The following is a 17,126-nucleotide window of genomic DNA, read 5'->3' on the forward strand; positions in this document are numbered from 1 at the left end:
CCTTAGCGCCGAAGGTAGCAGACTTACGTTCCGCAAGAGTAGGACGTTGCCAGGCAGCATTAATAGGATGCGATGAGCCGAGACCGAGAGGTCTCTTTTTTTATGTCAAAAAAGCTTAACTTCTAGTTCGAAGAACTGAAAAATAATCCTGTTATGAGAAAGCGTTTGAAGCTGCCGAACTGAGGGATAGACGAAGCGAGCTTACAAGTGGTAAGTGAGCAAGGAAAACCCGAAAGAGAGAAAAGATGCGAGCGCTTGTCTCATGGCAGGAAAAGCTCCTTAGCGCCGAAGGTAGCAGACTTACGTTCCGCAAGAGTAGGACGTTGCCAGGCAGCATTAATAGGATGCGATGAGCCGAGACCGAGAGGTCTCTTTTTTTATGTCAAAAAGCTTAACTTCTAGTTCGAAGAACTGAAAAATAATCCTGTTATGAGAAAGCGTTTGAAACTGCCGAACTGAGGGATAGACGAAGCGAGCTTACAAGTGGTAAGTGAGCAAGGAAAACCCGAAAGAGAGAAAAGATGCGAGCGAATTAAAAAGGGATGAGCCTGGGACATAAATAGATGTCTCAGGTTCTTATCAAATTAGGCAGTAGATGACTGAATTGAAAATATAAAGTCTCACTGCTTTAATTTATTAAGTTAGTGAGACTTATGCATGAGCTTCAGCTCAGGTAAACATTTCAACCCTAGTCATCCTTGCCGGGGTGGGACTACGAAATCTTTATTAGAGAAATGGATTTCTGTCCCACTCCGATATGTATTACTATACACAATAAAATTGTGAGTAGTACTTTGCAGTAAAAGCTCATTAAATTGAGAACGACGTTTTACAGGTAACTCGAGATCCCCAAAGGGTCTCTTTTTTTCAAAAAAAGAGCTTAACATTCCGTTCGGTAAGTTGGAAAATATCTTGAAATAAGAGTATATACATAAATATATGTTAAAATGTATTGAATAATATATTAGAAGTAGAGATTATAAAGTGAGGTTATTATGACACTGCCATTAACTGAAAAACTTAATGAATTGTTAGCAAGTAAACCCATCTCATTGCATGTACCAGGGCATAAAAATATGACGATTGGTTATTTAGAGCAACTCAAATTTGAAATGGATATGACAGAAATAACAGGACTCGATGATTTACATCATCCTGAAGAAATTATCGCTGAAAGTATGGCTACAATTGAAAAACACCCAGATTATGATGCCTTTTATCTAATAAATGGTACAACCTCTGGAATATTGTCGGTTATACATGCATTTTCAAAAATGCGCGGTGACTATGCAATAACGAGGAATGTGCATAAATCTGTTTTTCATGCGTTGGATATTGCTAACGGTCGAAGTCGTATTTTAGAAATGGAAATGAGTGACAAAACCAAACAATATATAGGGCCTAAAAAAGCAACGTTAGAGAACCAATTAGATAATGTTAAATTGGCAGTCTTCACATGTCCTAATTATTATGGGGAGTGCTTTGACTTGAAATCTACTTTGAATCAATTAAAAACACATAATATTCCTACACTTATTGATGAAGCGCATGGTGCACATTTTGGTTTATCTGGTTTCCCTGATAGTGCTATGAATTTTGGCGCTGATTATGTAGTGCAATCGTATCATAAGACTTTACCTTCGCTGACTATGAGTTCTGTTATTTTTATACATAAGACAGCGGCATTACGTGAAAAAGTAATACAGTATTTGACTTACTTTCAATCTTCGAGTCCATCGTACTTATTAATGACTAGTTTAGAATTGGCGCATCAATTTTATCGTACGTATGAAAGTGAAATCTTTTTTGAAAAAAGAAATCAGTTTATTAAAATTATAGAAGCTAAAGGTATGCGCGTTGTGCAGGTGGATGATCCTGTGAAATTAAATGTGCAGTGTAATGGGTATACCGGTATTGAATTGCAGTCACTGTTTGAGAATCAAGGGATTTATGTAGAATTAGCAGATGATCAACAAGTACTACTCGTATTACCACTATGGCATAAAAATGATACTTTTCCATTTTCAACATTATTAGAAAAAACAAAACAAATAAATATTGAAAAAAGACAGGCGAAGTTAAATCATCAGCAAATGTATAATCTAAATAAAGGTATATATCAAGCTGGAGACATCACTCATACGAAGTTTGTACAATTTACTGAAGGATTAGGTAAGAAATCTGCGAAACATATTGTTCCATATCCACCAGGAATCCCAATGATATTTAGAGGAGAAATTATTACCAAAAATATGATAAAATTAATGAATTATTGGTGTGATTTGAATATCAGAGTGGAAGGAATAAAAAATCATAAAATTGAGATAGAGGATGAATAAAATGTCAGCTTTTATAACTTTTGAAGGTCCTGAAGGTTCAGGTAAGACTACAGTTATACAACAAGTAGCAAAAAAATTAGAAGAACAATTTAATATTGTTTTAACAAGAGAGCCTGGTGGTGTGAAAACTGGGGAACAAATTCGAGAGGTATTATTAGAAGGCGACAATATGGATGATCGTACTGAAGCATTGTTGTTTGCAGCGTCACGTCGTGAGCACCTTGTAGGAAAAGTGATTCCATCATTAAAACAAGATAAAGTAGTATTATGTGATCGATATATAGATAGTTCGTTAGCTTATCAAGGTTATGCGAGGGGGATTGGCATAGAAGAAGTTAAATCTATTAATGCGTTTGCCATCAATGGTTTATACCCAGATATAACTATCTATTTAGATGTAAGTGTTTCGGTAGGTCGTGAAAGAATTTTGAAAAATAAACGTGATCAAAATCGCTTGGATCAAGAAGATATAGCTTTTCATGAAAAAGTGGTTGAAGGTTATAAAAAAATTATTCATAATGAACCTGAACGTTTTATTGTGATAGATGCTAATCGAAGTGTGGATGAAGTTGTAAATACTACGTATGAATCTATCAGTAAATACTTAGAAAAATTATGATATAATGATGGGAAGAGGTGTTTAGTATGAAAATGATAATAGCAATTGTACAAGATCAAGATAGCCAAGAGCTTTCAGATAAACTTGTTAAACATAATTTTAGAGCTACCAAACTTGCAACTACTGGTGGTTTTTTAAGAGCTGGTAATACAACGTTCTTATGTGGTGTTGACGATGAACGTGTGGAAGAAATCTTGAAAGTAATTAATGACACTTGTGGTAATAGAGAGCAACTCGTTTCTCCTATAACACCAATGGGTGGAAGTGCTGATTCTTACATTCCATATCCTGTTGAAGTAGAAGTAGGCGGAGCGACAGTGTTTGTAATGCCTGTTGATGCTTTCCACCAATTTTAGAACTATGGTTGCTGTATATGGTAACCTTTCAAATTACATTTTACTAAAGGATGCGTCATTTAATTTCTTGAAAATGTGCTTTGTAAGGTAACTATGTATAAGCAGCCTTTTTATATAAAGGAGTAACTTTATGATGGATGAATTAGAAAGACTGACAAGAGCGTACCAATCAAATAAATTATCACATGCTTATTTATTTGAAGGCGATGACGGACAAACGATGCAACAAGTCGCAATTGATTTTACGAAACTTATATTGTGTGATGACGATAAGCAGTGTCAGTTGAAAATTGAAACATTTAATCATCCGGATTTTATGTATATATCATCAGAAGAAACAACAATTAAGAAAGAACAAGTAGAACAGCTTGTGCATCATATGAATCAGCTACCGATTGAAGGTCACTATAAAGTTTACATCATTGAGTCATTTGAAAAACTAACCGTTCAGGGTGAAAATAGTATATTAAAGTTCTTAGAGGAGCCACCAGAAAATACAGTGGCTATTCTATTAACGACGAAACCTGAACAAATATTGGATACGATACATTCTAGATGCCAACACGTTTACTTTAAACCGATAGATAAGTCTAAGTTTGTAGATAGACTAATAGAACGAGAGATTTCACGCCCAGTTGCTGAATTATTATGTACTTATACTACGCAAATTGAAACAGCTGTTGCACTCAATGAAGAGACCGATTTAGCGATGTTACGTAAACAAATCATTAAATGGTGTCAGTTATTACTTACAAATCGTTCAATGGCGCTAATAGCAATTGTTGATTTATTAAAACATGCTAAAAATAGACGTTTACAACTTGTGACACTAGCTGCAGTTAATGGTTTTTTTGAGGATATTATGCATACTAAAGTTGGAATGACTGAAGATATTATCTATTACGATTTACAAGAAGATATTAAAACATATGCGAACAAATTGACGTATAATCAAATTATTCTGATGTATGATCAAATTACTGAAGCGCATAAAAAATTGAATCAAAATGTTAATCCGACGTTAGTGTTTGAGCAAATTGTAATAAAAGGGGTGAAATAAAGATGCAAAATGTTGTTGGAATTGATTTTCAAAAATCCGGGAAAATGGAATACTATTCGCCCAAAAATTTCGATTTAGATGTAGGGAATTGGGTTGTCGTAGAATCTAAACGTGGTTTAGAAATGGGATGTGTTAAATACGCGCCGCTAGATGTTGCAGACGAAGATGTAACATTACCGTTAAAAGAAATTGTAAGGCTTGCTACTGAGGAGGATTTGACTCAGTATGATAACAATGAACGAGATGCAGAAGCAGCTTTAACTTTATGTAAAGAAACGATTGAACAACAAAATTTAGAAATGAGATTAGTGAATTGTGAATTTACGCTTGATAAATCAAAAGTAATCTTTAACTTCACTTCAGATGAACGCGTTGATTTTAGGAAGTTAGTAAAAGTGTTAGCACAAAAATTAAAAACTCGCATTGAACTCAGACAAATTGGTGTGAGAGATGAAGCTAAATTATTAGGCGGTATTGGTCCGTGTGGTCGTTCTTTATGTTGTTCAACATTTTTAGGAGATTTTGAACCTGTATCTATTAAAATGGCGAAAGATCAAAATTTATCGCTTAATCCTACTAAAATTTCAGGTGCATGTGGTCGTCTAATGTGCTGTCTAAAATATGAAAATGATTATTATGAACAAGCGCGAGAGCAATTGCCTGACGTAGGTGACACAGTAACTACACCTGAAGGTAATGGTAAAGTGATTGGCTTAAATATATTGGATATTTCAATGCAAGTTAAAGTGGAAGGATTTGAACAACCACTAGAGTATAAAATGGAAGAGCTAGAGACATTAAATTAGGAGGCCAATACAACTTTGAATCGTAGTGATATATTTGAAAAACTAGCGAAATTAGAAACCAATATCAATCAAATCAATAGTGATATGACAAATTTGAAAAACCTTACTGTGGAGTTAATAGAAGAAAATGTTGCGTTGCAAATTGAAAATGAAAATTTAAAAACGTTGATTGATAAAGAAGAGAAAACAAAATCAATTGAAATTGGTAAAAAGGCGCCGAAAAAACAGCCATTGCGTAGTAAAGATAACTTAGCGATGCTATATAAAGAAGGTTTTCATATTTGTAATGGTGAGTTGTTTGGTAAGCATAGAAAGGGCGATGACTGTTTGTTTTGCCTTGAAGTACTAAGTGAATAATCGATTAAATGAATCATTGAAATAAATCATAATTGAGGATGAGACGTAACGATAGGCTTGGTTATTAAGCATCGTTCACTTATCCTCTTTTTTGGGGGTGTAAAAAATGTTATTAGAACATGAAAGGTTAGATTACTTAATAAAAGAAAACTTAAGAATCATTCAAAATGATGAGGTTTTTTCATTTTCAACGGATGCCTTGTTGCTCGGACATTTGACAAAGATAAAAAAGCAAGATGTAATTATGGATTTGTGCTCTGGAAATGGAGTGATTCCCTTATTATTGTCTCACAAAGGTAATAACACTATAGATGCAATCGAAATACAAGAACAATTAGTGGATATGGCGAAACGAAGTATCACATATAATCAATTAGATGATAGAATATGCATGTATCATATGGATTTAAAAGAAGCGCATAAACAATTTAAGCCCTCTCAATATAGTGTTGTGACTTGCAACCCACCTTATTTTAAGGTGAATCAACTACATCAACATCAAAAAAACGCACATAAAATAGCACGTCATGAGATAATGTGCACGTTAGAGGATTGTTGTATGGCAGCTAGACATTTGCTGAAACAAGGTGGGCGTTTTATGGTTGTACATAGAGCGGAACGTCTCATGGATGTCTTAAGTAGTATGAGAACATATCAAATAGAACCTAAAAAGCTTTATTTTGTATATAGCAAACAAAATAAAGTGGCGCAAACGATTGTCGTTGAAGGAAGAAAAGGCGGCAATCAAGGGTTAGATATACAACCACCATTTTATATCTATAACCAAGATGGTGCTTACACAGAAGAAATGAGAGAAGTATATTATGGATAAACATTATATTTATATCGTTAAGTGTAAAGACGGTAGCTTATATACAGGTTATGCTAAAGATGTGAACAAGAGAATTAGTAAACACAATAGTGGACATGGAGCCAAATATACAAAAATAAGACGGCCCGTACAGTTAGTTTATCAAGAAGTGTTTGATACAAAATCAGAGGCATTAAAGAGAGAATATGAAATCAAAACGTTTTCTAGACAAAAGAAATTAGAACTTATTAAGGAGGGTTAGACAGGTGTCAATATTATATTTAGTGGGAACCCCAATCGGTAACTTAGCTGACATTACATATCGTGCTGTTGATATTTTGAGAACTGTGGACATGATTGCATGTGAAGACACACGTGTGACTAAGAAATTATGCGCGCACTATGAGATACAAGCGCCACTTAAATCTTATCATGATCATAATAAAACACAGCAAACCGAATACCTAATTGAACAATTACAACAAGGGGTCAGTATTGCATTAGTGTCAGACGCGGGATTACCATTAATTAGTGATCCTGGATATGAATTAGTCGTAGCAGCAAGGGAACAGCAAATACAAGTTGAGACGATCCCTGGGCCTAATGCAGGATTGACTGCGCTCATGGCAAGTGGGTTACCTTCATTCACATATACATTTTTAGGATTTTTACCTAGAAAAGAAAAGCAAAAACAGGCATGTTTAGAACAGCGAATGTATGAAAACAGTACTTTGATTATTTATGAATCACCGCATCGTGTGAAAGATACATTAAAAACCATTCAAAAAATTGATGATAAACGTAAAGTATCTGTCGGTAGAGAACTCACCAAAAAATTCGAACAAATAGTGACTAATTATGTTGATGTGATATTGTCGCAATTTGATGATGCAAGTATCCCTACGAAAGGGGAATTTGTGATTTTGATTCAAGGTGCTGAAAAAGCGGAGGACACTGCGTGGTTCGAAGATATGACAATACAGGAACATGTTACATATCATATTAATGAAAACATGAAGCCAAAAGCTGCCATAAAACGGGTGGCAGAATTGCGTCATATGAAAACAAATGAGGTTTATGATATTTACCATAATGTGTAAATAGAGAAGCATCAAAATAAAGCTGCATTTTTATAAAATAGTATTCGGATTTTTGATATAAATTCATATATAGACAAGGAAAATGATATGAAAACTCCCATAATAAACGCGATTTATGGTAATGTAGAAAAGATAGGGATTATTAATCACTTTTCAAAAAAGGCTAATAAAAACAGCTAAGAAGTTAGATATGGACCACGTATTATTCACAAATTTTGAACGACGAAACGATACAAATAAATTATCGGCTTCATTGAAAACAATATTAAATTTAGATATATTTATGATGTAAGAAACGAGGAGGAACATTGATGGCGAAAGAAACATTTTATATCACTACACCAATTTATTATCCAAGTGGGAATTTGCATATCGGTCATGCTTATACAACAACTGCTGGTGATGTAATCGCACGTTATAAGAGAATGCAGGGCTATGATGTTCGTTATTTAACAGGAACAGATGAGCACGGACAAAAAATTCAAGAAAAAGCACAAAAAGCTGGCAAAACAGAAATTGAATATTTAGATGAAATGATTGCGAGTATTAAAGCATTATGGAAAAAATTAGAGATTTCTAATGATGACTTCATCCGTACTACAGAAGCGCGTCATAAAGAAGTTGTGCAACAAATTTTCGAACGTTTATTAGCACAAGGTGACATATATCTTGGTGAATATGAAGGTTGGTACTCTGTACCTGATGAAACATACTATACAGAGACGCAATTAGTAGATCCAATTATGGAAAATGGAAAGATTGTTGGTGGTAAGAGTCCAGATTCAGGACATGAAGTAGAATTAGTTAAAGAAGAAAGCTATTTCTTTAATTTATCGAAATATACTGACCGTTTATTAGAATTTTACGATGAAAATCCAGAATTTATTCAACCACCATCACGTAAAAATGAAATGATAAATAATTTTATTAAACCAGGACTGGAAGACTTGGCAGTATCGCGTACATCGTTTGATTGGGGTATACATGTAGAATCAAACCCTAAACATGTAGTCTATGTATGGATAGATGCACTTGTGAACTATATTTCCTCGTTAGGTTATTTATCAGATGATGATAGCTTGTTTAAAAAATATTGGCCAGCCGATATTCATATTATGGCGAAAGAAATTGTTCGTTTCCATTCGATCATTTGGCCGATACTATTGATGGCTTTAGATGTTCCATTACCTAAAAAAGTGTTTGCACATGGCTGGATACTTATGAAAGATGGTAAGATGAGTAAATCTAAAGGCAATGTAGTAGATCCTAATGTGCTTATTGATCGTTATGGCTTAGATGCTACACGTTATTACTTAATGCGTGAATTACCTTTTGGTTCAGATGGTGTATTTACTCCTGAAGGTTTCGTAGAACGTACGAACTATGATTTAGCAAATGATTTAGGTAACTTAGTTAATCGTACAATTTCTATGATAAATAAATATTTTGATGGTGAACTTCCAGCCTACCAAGGTCCTCTACACGAATTAGATAAAGACATGGAGCAACTGGCACTAGATACCGTGAATACATTCCATGAAAATATGGATGATTTACAATTTTCAGTAGCATTATCAACTGTATGGAAATTCATCAGTCGTACGAATAAATATATAGATGAAACATCTCCTTGGGTACTAGCAAAAGATGAGGATCAAAAAGAAATGCTAGGCAATGTTATGGCACACTTAGTCGAAAACATTCGTATCATAGCAGTCTTATTAAGACCTTTCCTTACACATGCACCAAAACAAATTTTTACGCAACTCAATATTAATGCGCCAGAACTTTATGAGTTTGAAAGTATCAAGCAATATGGTGCATTAACAGCGCCTATCATGGTGAGTGACAAACCACAACCAATCTTCCCAAGATTAGATAGCGAAGCTGAGATTAGCTATATTAAGGAATCTATGCAAACAGATCAAAAAGAAGCACCAGTAGAAGCAGAGCAAGAAACAATTTCTAGTAAAGCACAAATCGATTTTAAAGATTTTGAAAAAGTAGAAATTAAAGCAGCTACGATTATTGATGCAGAGCGCGTTAAAAAATCAGATAAGCTATTGAAAATACAAGTAGATTTAGATATTGAACAACGACAAATTATTTCAGGTATTGCCAAATTCTATCAACCAGAAGACATACTTGGTAAAAAAGTAGCGGTTGTAACGAATTTAAAACCTGCAAAATTAATGGGTAGAAAATCAGAAGGTATGATTTTATCTGCCGAAAAAGATGGCGTCTTAACATTAGTTAGTTTACCAAACGCAATTCCAAATGGTGCAGTAATTAAATAATCACAAACTAAGGGAGCGATTTAATTATGCTTATTGATACACATGTTCATTTAAATGCAGATCAATACGATGAAGATTTAGAAGAAGTCATTGAACGTGCACGAGACAATGGCGTCGATCGTATGTTTGTTGTAGGCTTTGACACGCCGACTGTTGAGCGTACAATGGAGCTAATAGAGCAATATGAATTTATCTACGGCATTATCGGTTGGCACCCTGTAGATGCGATTGATTGTACAGAAGAGCGATTAGAGTGGATTGAGCAACTAGCTGCGCATCCTAAAGTAATTGGAATTGGAGAAACTGGTTTAGATTATCATTGGGATAAATCTCCTAAAGATGTGCAACAAACATTATTTAGAAAACAAATTGCGCTAGCAAAACGTGTGAATCTACCAATCATTATTCATAATAGAGAAGCTACTCAAGATTGTATTGATATTTTGAAAGAAGAGCATGCGGAAGAAATAGGCGGTATCATGCATAGTTTTAGTGCATCTCCAGAAATTGCAGATGATGTTATTAATAAACTGAATTTTTATGTATCATTAGGTGGTCCAGTTACGTTTAAAAACGCGAAACAACCAAAAGAAGTAGCGAAGCATGTTCCGTTTGATAGATTGTTAGTAGAAACAGATGCGCCTTTCTTGTCACCACACCCGTTTAGAGGCAAAAGAAATGAGCCAGCACGTGTTACATTAGTGGCTGAAGAAATTGCTCAACTACGTGATGTGAGTTACGAAGAAGTATGTAAACAAACAACTGAAAATGCGGAACGCTTGTTCAAGTTAAAAGCATAAAAATATTACAAAAGGTATCGGTCTGAGATAAGGCTTAGTTGAAATAAGATATACTAAGTGGCAATCACAAACAGCCGATACCTTTTTATTTTGTCATAAATTGACTTAAAGAAATGAAAGGTGTAACAATAAATGAAGATAAATGAATTTATTGTCGTAGAAGGTAGAGATGATACCGAGCGTGTAAAAAGGGCAGTAGAATGTGATACGATTGAAACCAATGGTAGTGCGATTAACCAAGCTACTTTGAACGTTATTGCCCAAGCATATGAAACAAGAGGCGTGATTGTATTAACCGATCCAGATTTCCCGGGTGATAAAATTCGAAATACGATTCAAAAATATGTCCCAGGTGTGAAACACGCCTATATTGATAAAGAAAAAGCTAAAAATAAACGTGGTAAAATTGGCGTTGAACATGCGAAACTTGAAGATATAAAAGAAGCATTAATGAATGTGAGTACGCCATTTGAAGAAGGACATGAATCAATAAGTAAAGATGTATTGATAGATTTAGGTTTGATTATCGGTAAAGATGCGCGACATAAAAGAGCGTTGTTAGGTCGAAAGCTACATATCGGCCATTCAAATGGAAAACAATTATTAAATAAATTAAATGCATTTGGTTATACGGAAGAAGATGTTAGAAATGCATTAAGTGATAATGAGGGAAGTGAATTATAAATGGATTATAAAGATATTGCTACGCCAACACGTACGAAGGCATTGTTACATCAATATGGTTTTAATTTTAAAAAAAGTCTAGGCCAAAACTTCTTAATAGATGTAAATATTATACATAATATTATAGAAGCAAGTAATATTGATGAAAATACAGGCGTCATAGAAGTTGGACCAGGTATGGGTTCGTTGACAGAACAACTAGCTAAAAATGCAAAAAAAGTAGTGGCATTTGAAATTGATCAGCGTCTAATACCTGTATTAAAAGATACAATGGGGCCATACAATAATGTATCAGTGATTAATGAGGATATTCTTAAAGCAGATATTGCAAGTTATGTAAAAACAGAGCTTTCAGATTGTGAAAAAATTATGGTTGTGGCTAATTTACCGTACTATATTACAACTCCAATATTATTGAATTTAATGCAACAAGATTTACCGATAGACGGTTATGTTGTCATGATGCAAAAAGAGGTTGGAGAAAGACTCAATGCTCAAGTTGGAACGAAAGCTTATGGTTCATTATCCATCGTTGCACAATACTATACGGAAACAAGTAAAGTACTCACTGTTCCTAAATCAGTGTTTTTACCACCTCCGAATGTAGATTCTATTGTTGTTAAATTAATGAAACGTTCAGAACCATTGATTGATATAGATGATGAGCAAAGATTTTTCAAAATGACGAAAGCAGCCTTTAGCCAAAGACGAAAAACAATAAATAATAATTATCAAAGTCTATTTGTGAATGGTAAAGCGAATAAAGCAGATATTGTAAAATGGTTGGAAGCAGCAGGTATTGACCCGAAAAGACGTGGTGAAACGCTTTCTATAAAAGAGTTTGGACTTTTATATAATGAATTGAAAAATTTCACAGAATTGGCATTTTAAATCATTGACAAGTCTCATGTACATTGCTAAAATTGATATTTTATTTGACAAAAACCTCGGAATGTGTTATTATGTAATTCGTAGCGAGGTGGAGCAATATGCCAAAATCTATTGGAGACATCAAAAATTCACTTGATTGTCAATTAGGGAACAGAATTGTACTTAAAGCGAATGGTGGACGTAAGAAAACAATTGAACGTAGTGGTGTGTTGAAAGAGACGTATCCTTCAGTTTTTATTGTTGAGCTAGATCAAGATATTTATAATTTTGAGCGTGTATCTTATACATACACTGACGTTTTGACTGAAAACGTACAAGTTTCTTTTGAAGATGATAGCCATCAAGAAGCAATTGCACACTAACAGAGAGCTTTAAATTTAAGTTTGGCTATAAAAGTCATACTTATTATTTTAAACGTAATACTCAAATGAACTGAAATAAAAGGTATGTTGGCATAAGGGTGCTAACATACCTTTTTTATGTGAATAAGTATAAAGAAAACATAATTTTATTCTGTGCATTTGATATTGTAGAATAATGAATTAATTCATCTCATAACCTAGGTTTAGAAATTATTTCATCTTTTGTATAATAAATATATTAAGATAACTCATTAACTTTTAAAAAATCATCAACGCAATGATTACAATATGTTAAAATCATTTTATTACCATATCGAAGTGAAAGAGGGTGGGAATGTGATTTATGAGACTGCGCCAGCAAAGATTAATTTAACGTTGGATACGCTCTTTAAACGAGATGATGGTTTTCATGAAGTAGAAATGATAATGACAACAATTGATTTAAATGATCGTTTAACATTTGAGTTGCGTAAAGATAATAAAATAGTGGTTGACGTGGAACAAAGCTACGTTCCCACAGATAATAAAAATTTAGCATATAAAGCTGCGGAATTGATGAAACAGAATTATCATTTAAAGCAGGGTGTGACAATAACAATTGATAAAAATATACCTGTATCTGCTGGATTAGCAGGGGGTTCAACTGATGCTGCTGCGACGATGAGAGGATTGAATCGCTTATATAAGTTAAATCGTCCTCTTGATGAATTGTGTGAACTTGGCATACAAATTGGGACAGACATTCCTTTTTGTATCTATGGCAAGACGGCACTATGTAAAGGTAAAGGTGAAATTATCGAATTTTTAAATAAGCCGCCGTCTGCATGGGTAGTTGTTGCTAAACCCGATTTAGGTATTTCGTCGCCAGACATTTTTAAACGCTTAGATTTATCTCAATCCTTTAAAGTCAATACGTATGATTGTGAAAAGGCTATAAAGTTAGGGGATTACGAACAATTATGTCAAAGTCTTTCAAACCGATTGGAGCCAGTTTCGGGAAATTTGCACGCCGAGATATTAAAAATAAAGGCGAATATGTTAGAGAATGGTGCGGATGGTGCTGTAATGAGTGGAAGCGGACCTACAGTTTATGGATTGACGAAAAAAGAACGTCAAGCGAGGCATGTATACAATGCGGTTAATGGTTGTTGCAATGAAGTGCATATAGTTAGATTATTAGGCTAAAAAAGAAGGGATGAATTGAATGCGTTATAAAAGAAGCGAACGAATTGTTTATATGACTCAATACTTAATGAACAATCCAAATAAATTAGTACCATTAACGTATTTTGTACAAAAATTTAAACAAGCAAAATCGTCAATCAGTGAAGATGTACAAATTATTAAAACGACATTCCAAAAAGAAAAACTTGGTACGGTCATTACAACTGCTGGTGCCAGTGGTGGCGTTACATATAAACCTGAAATGAGTAAAGCAGAGGCAACAGAGGTGGTAGACGATGTCATTGCACAATTACAGGAAAAAGATAGATTGTTACCAGGTGGTTACTTGTTCTTATCTGATTTAATGGGTAATCCAACTTTATTAAATCGAGTGGGTAAATTAATAGCTACACTCTATATGGATGAGGAACTGGATGCCATTGTGACAATTGCTACTAAAGGGATATCGTTGGCGAATGCTGTAGCTAACGTACTGAATCTTCCAGTCGTTGTGATACGAAAAGATAATAAAGTGACGGAAGGATCTACAGTTTCTATCAATTATGTTTCAGGTTCATCTAGAAAAATAGAGACGATGGTGCTTTCTAAAAGAACGTTGCCTGAGAACTCAAATGTCCTTGTTGTCGATGATTTCATGCGTGCAGGTGGGTCAATTAATGGCGTGATGAATTTGATGAATGAGTTTAAAGCACACGTTAAAGGGGTATCCGTACTAGTAGAATCAAAAGAAGTTAAACAAAGATTAATTGAAGATTATACTTCCTTAGTTAAATTATCTGATGTAGATGAATATAATCAGGAATTTAAGGTGGAGCAAGGCAACAGTTTAACTAAATTTTCTTAAAGGAGCGAATGAGACATCATGAAAGTAATTAACACTAAAAAGGCACCCGAAGCATTAGGGCCATACTCGCATGCAACAGAAATAAATGGACTTGTCTTCACATCAGGACAAATCCCATTGAATTTAGATGGGGAAATTGTGAGTGATGATGTGAAAGTGCAAACAAAACAAGTTTTAGAAAATTTAAAAGTCGTATTGGACGAAGCTGGATCAAACCTGGATTCAGTAATAAAAGCTACTATTTTCATTGCTGATATGAATGAATTTCAAAATATAAATGAAGTTTATGGAACGTACTTTAATGAACATCAGCCAGCTAGAAGTTGTGTTGAAGTAGCAAGATTGCCTAAGGACGTTAAAGTTGAGATTGAAGTTGTTGCGGAAGTTAAGTAAGGATTTATAATTTTTAATGAAATTGTTAAGCTTCTAACAAAGAGATACTAGGGGGGCTCACTACATGAAAGTGACAGATGTAAGACTTAGAAAAATACAAACAGATGGAAGAATGAAAGCGCTCGTTTCAATTACTTTGGATGAATCGTTCGTTGTACATGATTTACGAGTGATTGAAGGCAACACAGGTCTATTCGTCGCAATGCCGAGTAAACGTACACCAGATGGTGAATTCCGAGATATCGCACATCCAATCAATTCAGAAATGAGACAAGAAATCCAAGATGCAGTAATGAAAGTATATGAAGAAACAGATGAAGTTATTCCAGATAGAAATGCACAATCATCTGATGATTCTAGTGATTCTGAAGAAGCCTAATTAAATAAACGTGTTTTATAGCACGAAACAATAATTATAAAAGATTGAATTTCTAGTACATTAGAAATTCAATCTTTTTTGCTGTAAAAAGAAAAATGATGAAGCTTGCGTATCCTACTCAAAGGTGACAAATAATCATTGGATAATCTATTTTGGGGGTTTTATATATCATTGCTTGGTCGTGATAAGTAGATACCTATAGCGATTTGAAGAATACAATGGATACGGAACCATGTGAAGCATCGTTTTATAAAAAATAAGTATTAAAAGACGAGCATTTAACATATGAATAAAGCGATTGCAATTTCTGTCAAAGATGACAAATAGTTGATTATATTTATATAATTATAGAAATAAAAATGTTTCTATTATATAACATTGGTGTTTTGAGTCTTGAAAGTGTTACTAGCGTTAAATTATAATAAGTATGAAGTGTAGATTTTAATGGAGGGTTAACATACATGCAAAGACATGCAATAGTACTTGCAGCAGGCAAAGGTACACGTATGAAGTCAAAGCAGTACAAAGTACTACATGACGTAGCGGGTAAATCAATGATAGAACATGTAGCTGATAATGTTAAAGCATCTGGTGTAGATCAGCTTGTAACAATTGTTGGACATGGCGCACAAAGCGTTAAAGACACACTAGGCAATGCATCACTTTACAGCTATCAAGAGGAACAATTAGGAACGGCACATGCAGTTAAAATGGCTAGTGAACATTTGAGAGATAGCGAAGGCACGACATTAGTAGTTTGTGGCGATACACCATTGATTACATCAGCAACATTGAAGGCTTTGATTGATCATCATGAAAAGAGTGGTGCTCAAGCAACAGTCTTATCAGCGACGGCAACGAATCCATTTGGTTATGGTCGAATTGTACGTGACGCCGAAGAACATCTTGTCAAAATTGTCGAACAAAAAGATGCTACAGAAACAGAACAACAAATTAGTGAAATTAGCTCAGGTATTTTCGCATTTGATAATCGAGTGTTATTCGAAAAACTTGATTTAGTGAAAAATAATAATGTGCAAAGTGAATACTATTTGCCTGATGTACTCTCTTTAATCTTAGATGACGACGGTGTCGTGGAAATTTATCATACACATGATTTTGAAGAAATAATGGGCGTGAATGACAGAGTTATGTTGAGTGAAGCTGAAAAAGCACTTAGAAAACGCGTGAATGAACAACATATGAGGAATGGTGTCTCAATCATTGATCCAGCAACAACTTATATTGGTACAGAAGTCCAGATAGGTGCTGATACTGTGATTGAACCAGGAGTTAAACTTGCCGGTCATACAATCATCGGTGAAGATGCGAGAATTGGGCAATATTCGGAAATAACGAATAGTAAAATTGGAACAAATGTCACAATCAAACAATCTGTTATAAATGAAGCCATTGTAGGTGATTATGCAATAATTGGTCCATTTGCACAACTTCGTCCAGGTGCAGATTTAGGTAAAAAAGTAAAAGTCGGTAACTTTGTTGAAGTTAAAAAATCAGTTGTTAAAGAAGGCGCTAAATTACCACATTTAAGTTATATTGGCGATGCCGAAATTGGTGAAAGAACAAACGTTGGTTGTGGTTCTATAACAGTGAATTATGATGGTATCAACAAATTTAAGACAGTAATTGGTAGCGATTCATTCATTGGTTGTAATTCGAATTTGGTTGCACCAGTGACATTAGGAGAGCGCTCGTTTATTGCTGCAGGTTCGACGATTACAGATAATGTACCAGAAGACAGTTTAGCATTAGGAAGAGCTAGACAAATAACTAAAGAAGGTTATTTGAAGAAATAAATGCACAAATGTTTAGACAAGCATGC

19 protein-coding genes are annotated in these 17,126 nt (G+C 34.3%); all 19 read left to right on the plus strand.

Annotated features, from left to right (window positions below; all coding sequences use genetic code 11):
• The first annotated feature begins 995 nt into the window (after positions 1 to 995).
• Positions 996 to 2,339 carry an Orn/Lys/Arg family decarboxylase gene (locus tag BJS11_RS11615; protein WP_069996358.1) on the plus strand — a complete coding sequence of 448 codons (1,344 nt, stop codon included), beginning with the start codon at positions 996 to 998 and terminating at the stop codon, positions 2,337 to 2,339.
• A 1-nt stretch (position 2,340) separates the two neighbouring features.
• Positions 2,341 to 2,958 (plus strand): dTMP kinase, encoded by a 618-nt coding sequence (tmk, locus tag BJS11_RS11620; RefSeq protein ID WP_069996359.1) that lies wholly within the window; start codon positions 2,341 to 2,343, stop codon positions 2,956 to 2,958.
• A gap of 26 nt (positions 2,959 to 2,984) precedes the next feature.
• Complete coding sequence (gene darA / locus BJS11_RS11625) at positions 2,985 to 3,314, plus strand: cyclic di-AMP receptor DarA (protein WP_069996360.1); 330 nt, start codon at positions 2,985 to 2,987, stop codon at positions 3,312 to 3,314.
• Between the two features lie 133 nt (positions 3,315 to 3,447).
• Entirely contained in the window at positions 3,448 to 4,374 is a 927-nt protein-coding gene (locus tag BJS11_RS11630) for a DNA polymerase III delta subunit-related protein (protein ID WP_069996361.1), read from the plus strand.
• Between the two features lie 2 nt (positions 4,375 to 4,376).
• A complete protein-coding gene (locus BJS11_RS11635; protein WP_069996362.1) occupies positions 4,377 to 5,180 on the plus strand; it encodes a PSP1 domain-containing protein in 804 nt (267 codons plus the stop codon).
• A 15-nt stretch (positions 5,181 to 5,195) separates the two neighbouring features.
• The gene (gene yabA, locus BJS11_RS11640) at positions 5,196 to 5,537 is read left to right on the plus strand and encodes a DNA replication initiation control protein YabA (RefSeq protein WP_069996363.1); all 342 of its coding nucleotides are present in this window, start codon (positions 5,196 to 5,198) and stop codon (positions 5,535 to 5,537) included.
• 106 nt (positions 5,538 to 5,643) lie between these two features.
• Positions 5,644 to 6,369: a tRNA1(Val) (adenine(37)-N6)-methyltransferase gene (locus tag BJS11_RS11645; RefSeq protein WP_069996364.1), complete on the plus strand. Its 726-nt coding sequence runs from the start codon at positions 5,644 to 5,646 to the stop codon at positions 6,367 to 6,369.
• Positions 6,362 to 6,610: a GIY-YIG nuclease family protein gene (locus BJS11_RS11650; RefSeq protein WP_069996365.1), complete on the plus strand. Its 249-nt coding sequence runs from the start codon at positions 6,362 to 6,364 to the stop codon at positions 6,608 to 6,610. The genes BJS11_RS11645 and BJS11_RS11650 overlap by 8 nt, the downstream gene beginning before the upstream one ends.
• 4 nt (positions 6,611 to 6,614) lie before the next feature.
• Positions 6,615 to 7,448: a 16S rRNA (cytidine(1402)-2'-O)-methyltransferase gene (gene rsmI / locus BJS11_RS11655; RefSeq protein ID WP_069996366.1), complete on the plus strand. Its 834-nt coding sequence runs from the start codon at positions 6,615 to 6,617 to the stop codon at positions 7,446 to 7,448.
• A gap of 311 nt (positions 7,449 to 7,759) precedes the next feature.
• The gene (gene metG / locus BJS11_RS11660; protein ID WP_069996367.1) at positions 7,760 to 9,745 is read left to right on the plus strand and encodes a methionine--tRNA ligase; all 1,986 of its coding nucleotides are present in this window, start codon (positions 7,760 to 7,762) and stop codon (positions 9,743 to 9,745) included.
• 26 nt (positions 9,746 to 9,771) lie between these two features.
• On the plus strand, positions 9,772 to 10,545 hold the full coding sequence (locus BJS11_RS11665) for a TatD family hydrolase (RefSeq protein ID WP_069996368.1): 774 nt from the start codon (positions 9,772 to 9,774) through the stop codon (positions 10,543 to 10,545).
• Positions 10,546 to 10,677: 132 nt separating this feature from the next.
• The gene (gene rnmV / locus BJS11_RS11670; protein WP_069996369.1) at positions 10,678 to 11,229 is read left to right on the plus strand and encodes a ribonuclease M5; all 552 of its coding nucleotides are present in this window, start codon (positions 10,678 to 10,680) and stop codon (positions 11,227 to 11,229) included.
• Positions 11,230 to 12,120 (plus strand): 16S rRNA (adenine(1518)-N(6)/adenine(1519)-N(6))-dimethyltransferase RsmA, encoded by an 891-nt coding sequence (gene rsmA, locus BJS11_RS11675; RefSeq protein ID WP_069996370.1) that lies wholly within the window; start codon positions 11,230 to 11,232, stop codon positions 12,118 to 12,120.
• A gap of 98 nt (positions 12,121 to 12,218) precedes the next feature.
• Positions 12,219 to 12,482, plus strand: coding sequence for a biofilm formation stimulator Veg (gene veg, locus BJS11_RS11680; protein WP_069996371.1), 264 nt, complete (start codon positions 12,219 to 12,221; stop codon positions 12,480 to 12,482).
• Positions 12,483 to 12,818: 336 nt separating this feature from the next.
• Positions 12,819 to 13,667: a 4-(cytidine 5'-diphospho)-2-C-methyl-D-erythritol kinase gene (gene ispE, locus BJS11_RS11685; RefSeq protein WP_069996372.1), complete on the plus strand. Its 849-nt coding sequence runs from the start codon at positions 12,819 to 12,821 to the stop codon at positions 13,665 to 13,667.
• A 19-nt stretch (positions 13,668 to 13,686) separates the two neighbouring features.
• Positions 13,687 to 14,511 (plus strand): pur operon repressor, encoded by an 825-nt coding sequence (purR, locus tag BJS11_RS11690; RefSeq protein WP_069996373.1) that lies wholly within the window; start codon positions 13,687 to 13,689, stop codon positions 14,509 to 14,511.
• Positions 14,512 to 14,529: 18 nt separating this feature from the next.
• Entirely contained in the window at positions 14,530 to 14,904 is a 375-nt protein-coding gene (locus tag BJS11_RS11695; protein ID WP_069996374.1) for a RidA family protein, read from the plus strand.
• A 64-nt stretch (positions 14,905 to 14,968) separates the two neighbouring features.
• On the plus strand, positions 14,969 to 15,283 hold the full coding sequence (gene spoVG, locus BJS11_RS11700) for a septation regulator SpoVG (RefSeq protein WP_069996375.1): 315 nt from the start codon (positions 14,969 to 14,971) through the stop codon (positions 15,281 to 15,283).
• A 461-nt stretch (positions 15,284 to 15,744) separates the two neighbouring features.
• Positions 15,745 to 17,100, plus strand: a complete 1,356-nt coding sequence (gene glmU / locus BJS11_RS11705) for a bifunctional UDP-N-acetylglucosamine diphosphorylase/glucosamine-1-phosphate N-acetyltransferase GlmU (protein ID WP_069996376.1) — start codon at positions 15,745 to 15,747, stop codon at positions 17,098 to 17,100.
• Positions 17,101 to 17,126: the final 26 nt, after the last annotated feature.

The organism is Staphylococcus caeli, from assembly GCF_900097965.1.
Lineage (GTDB): Bacteria > Bacillota > Bacilli > Staphylococcales > Staphylococcaceae > Staphylococcus > Staphylococcus caeli.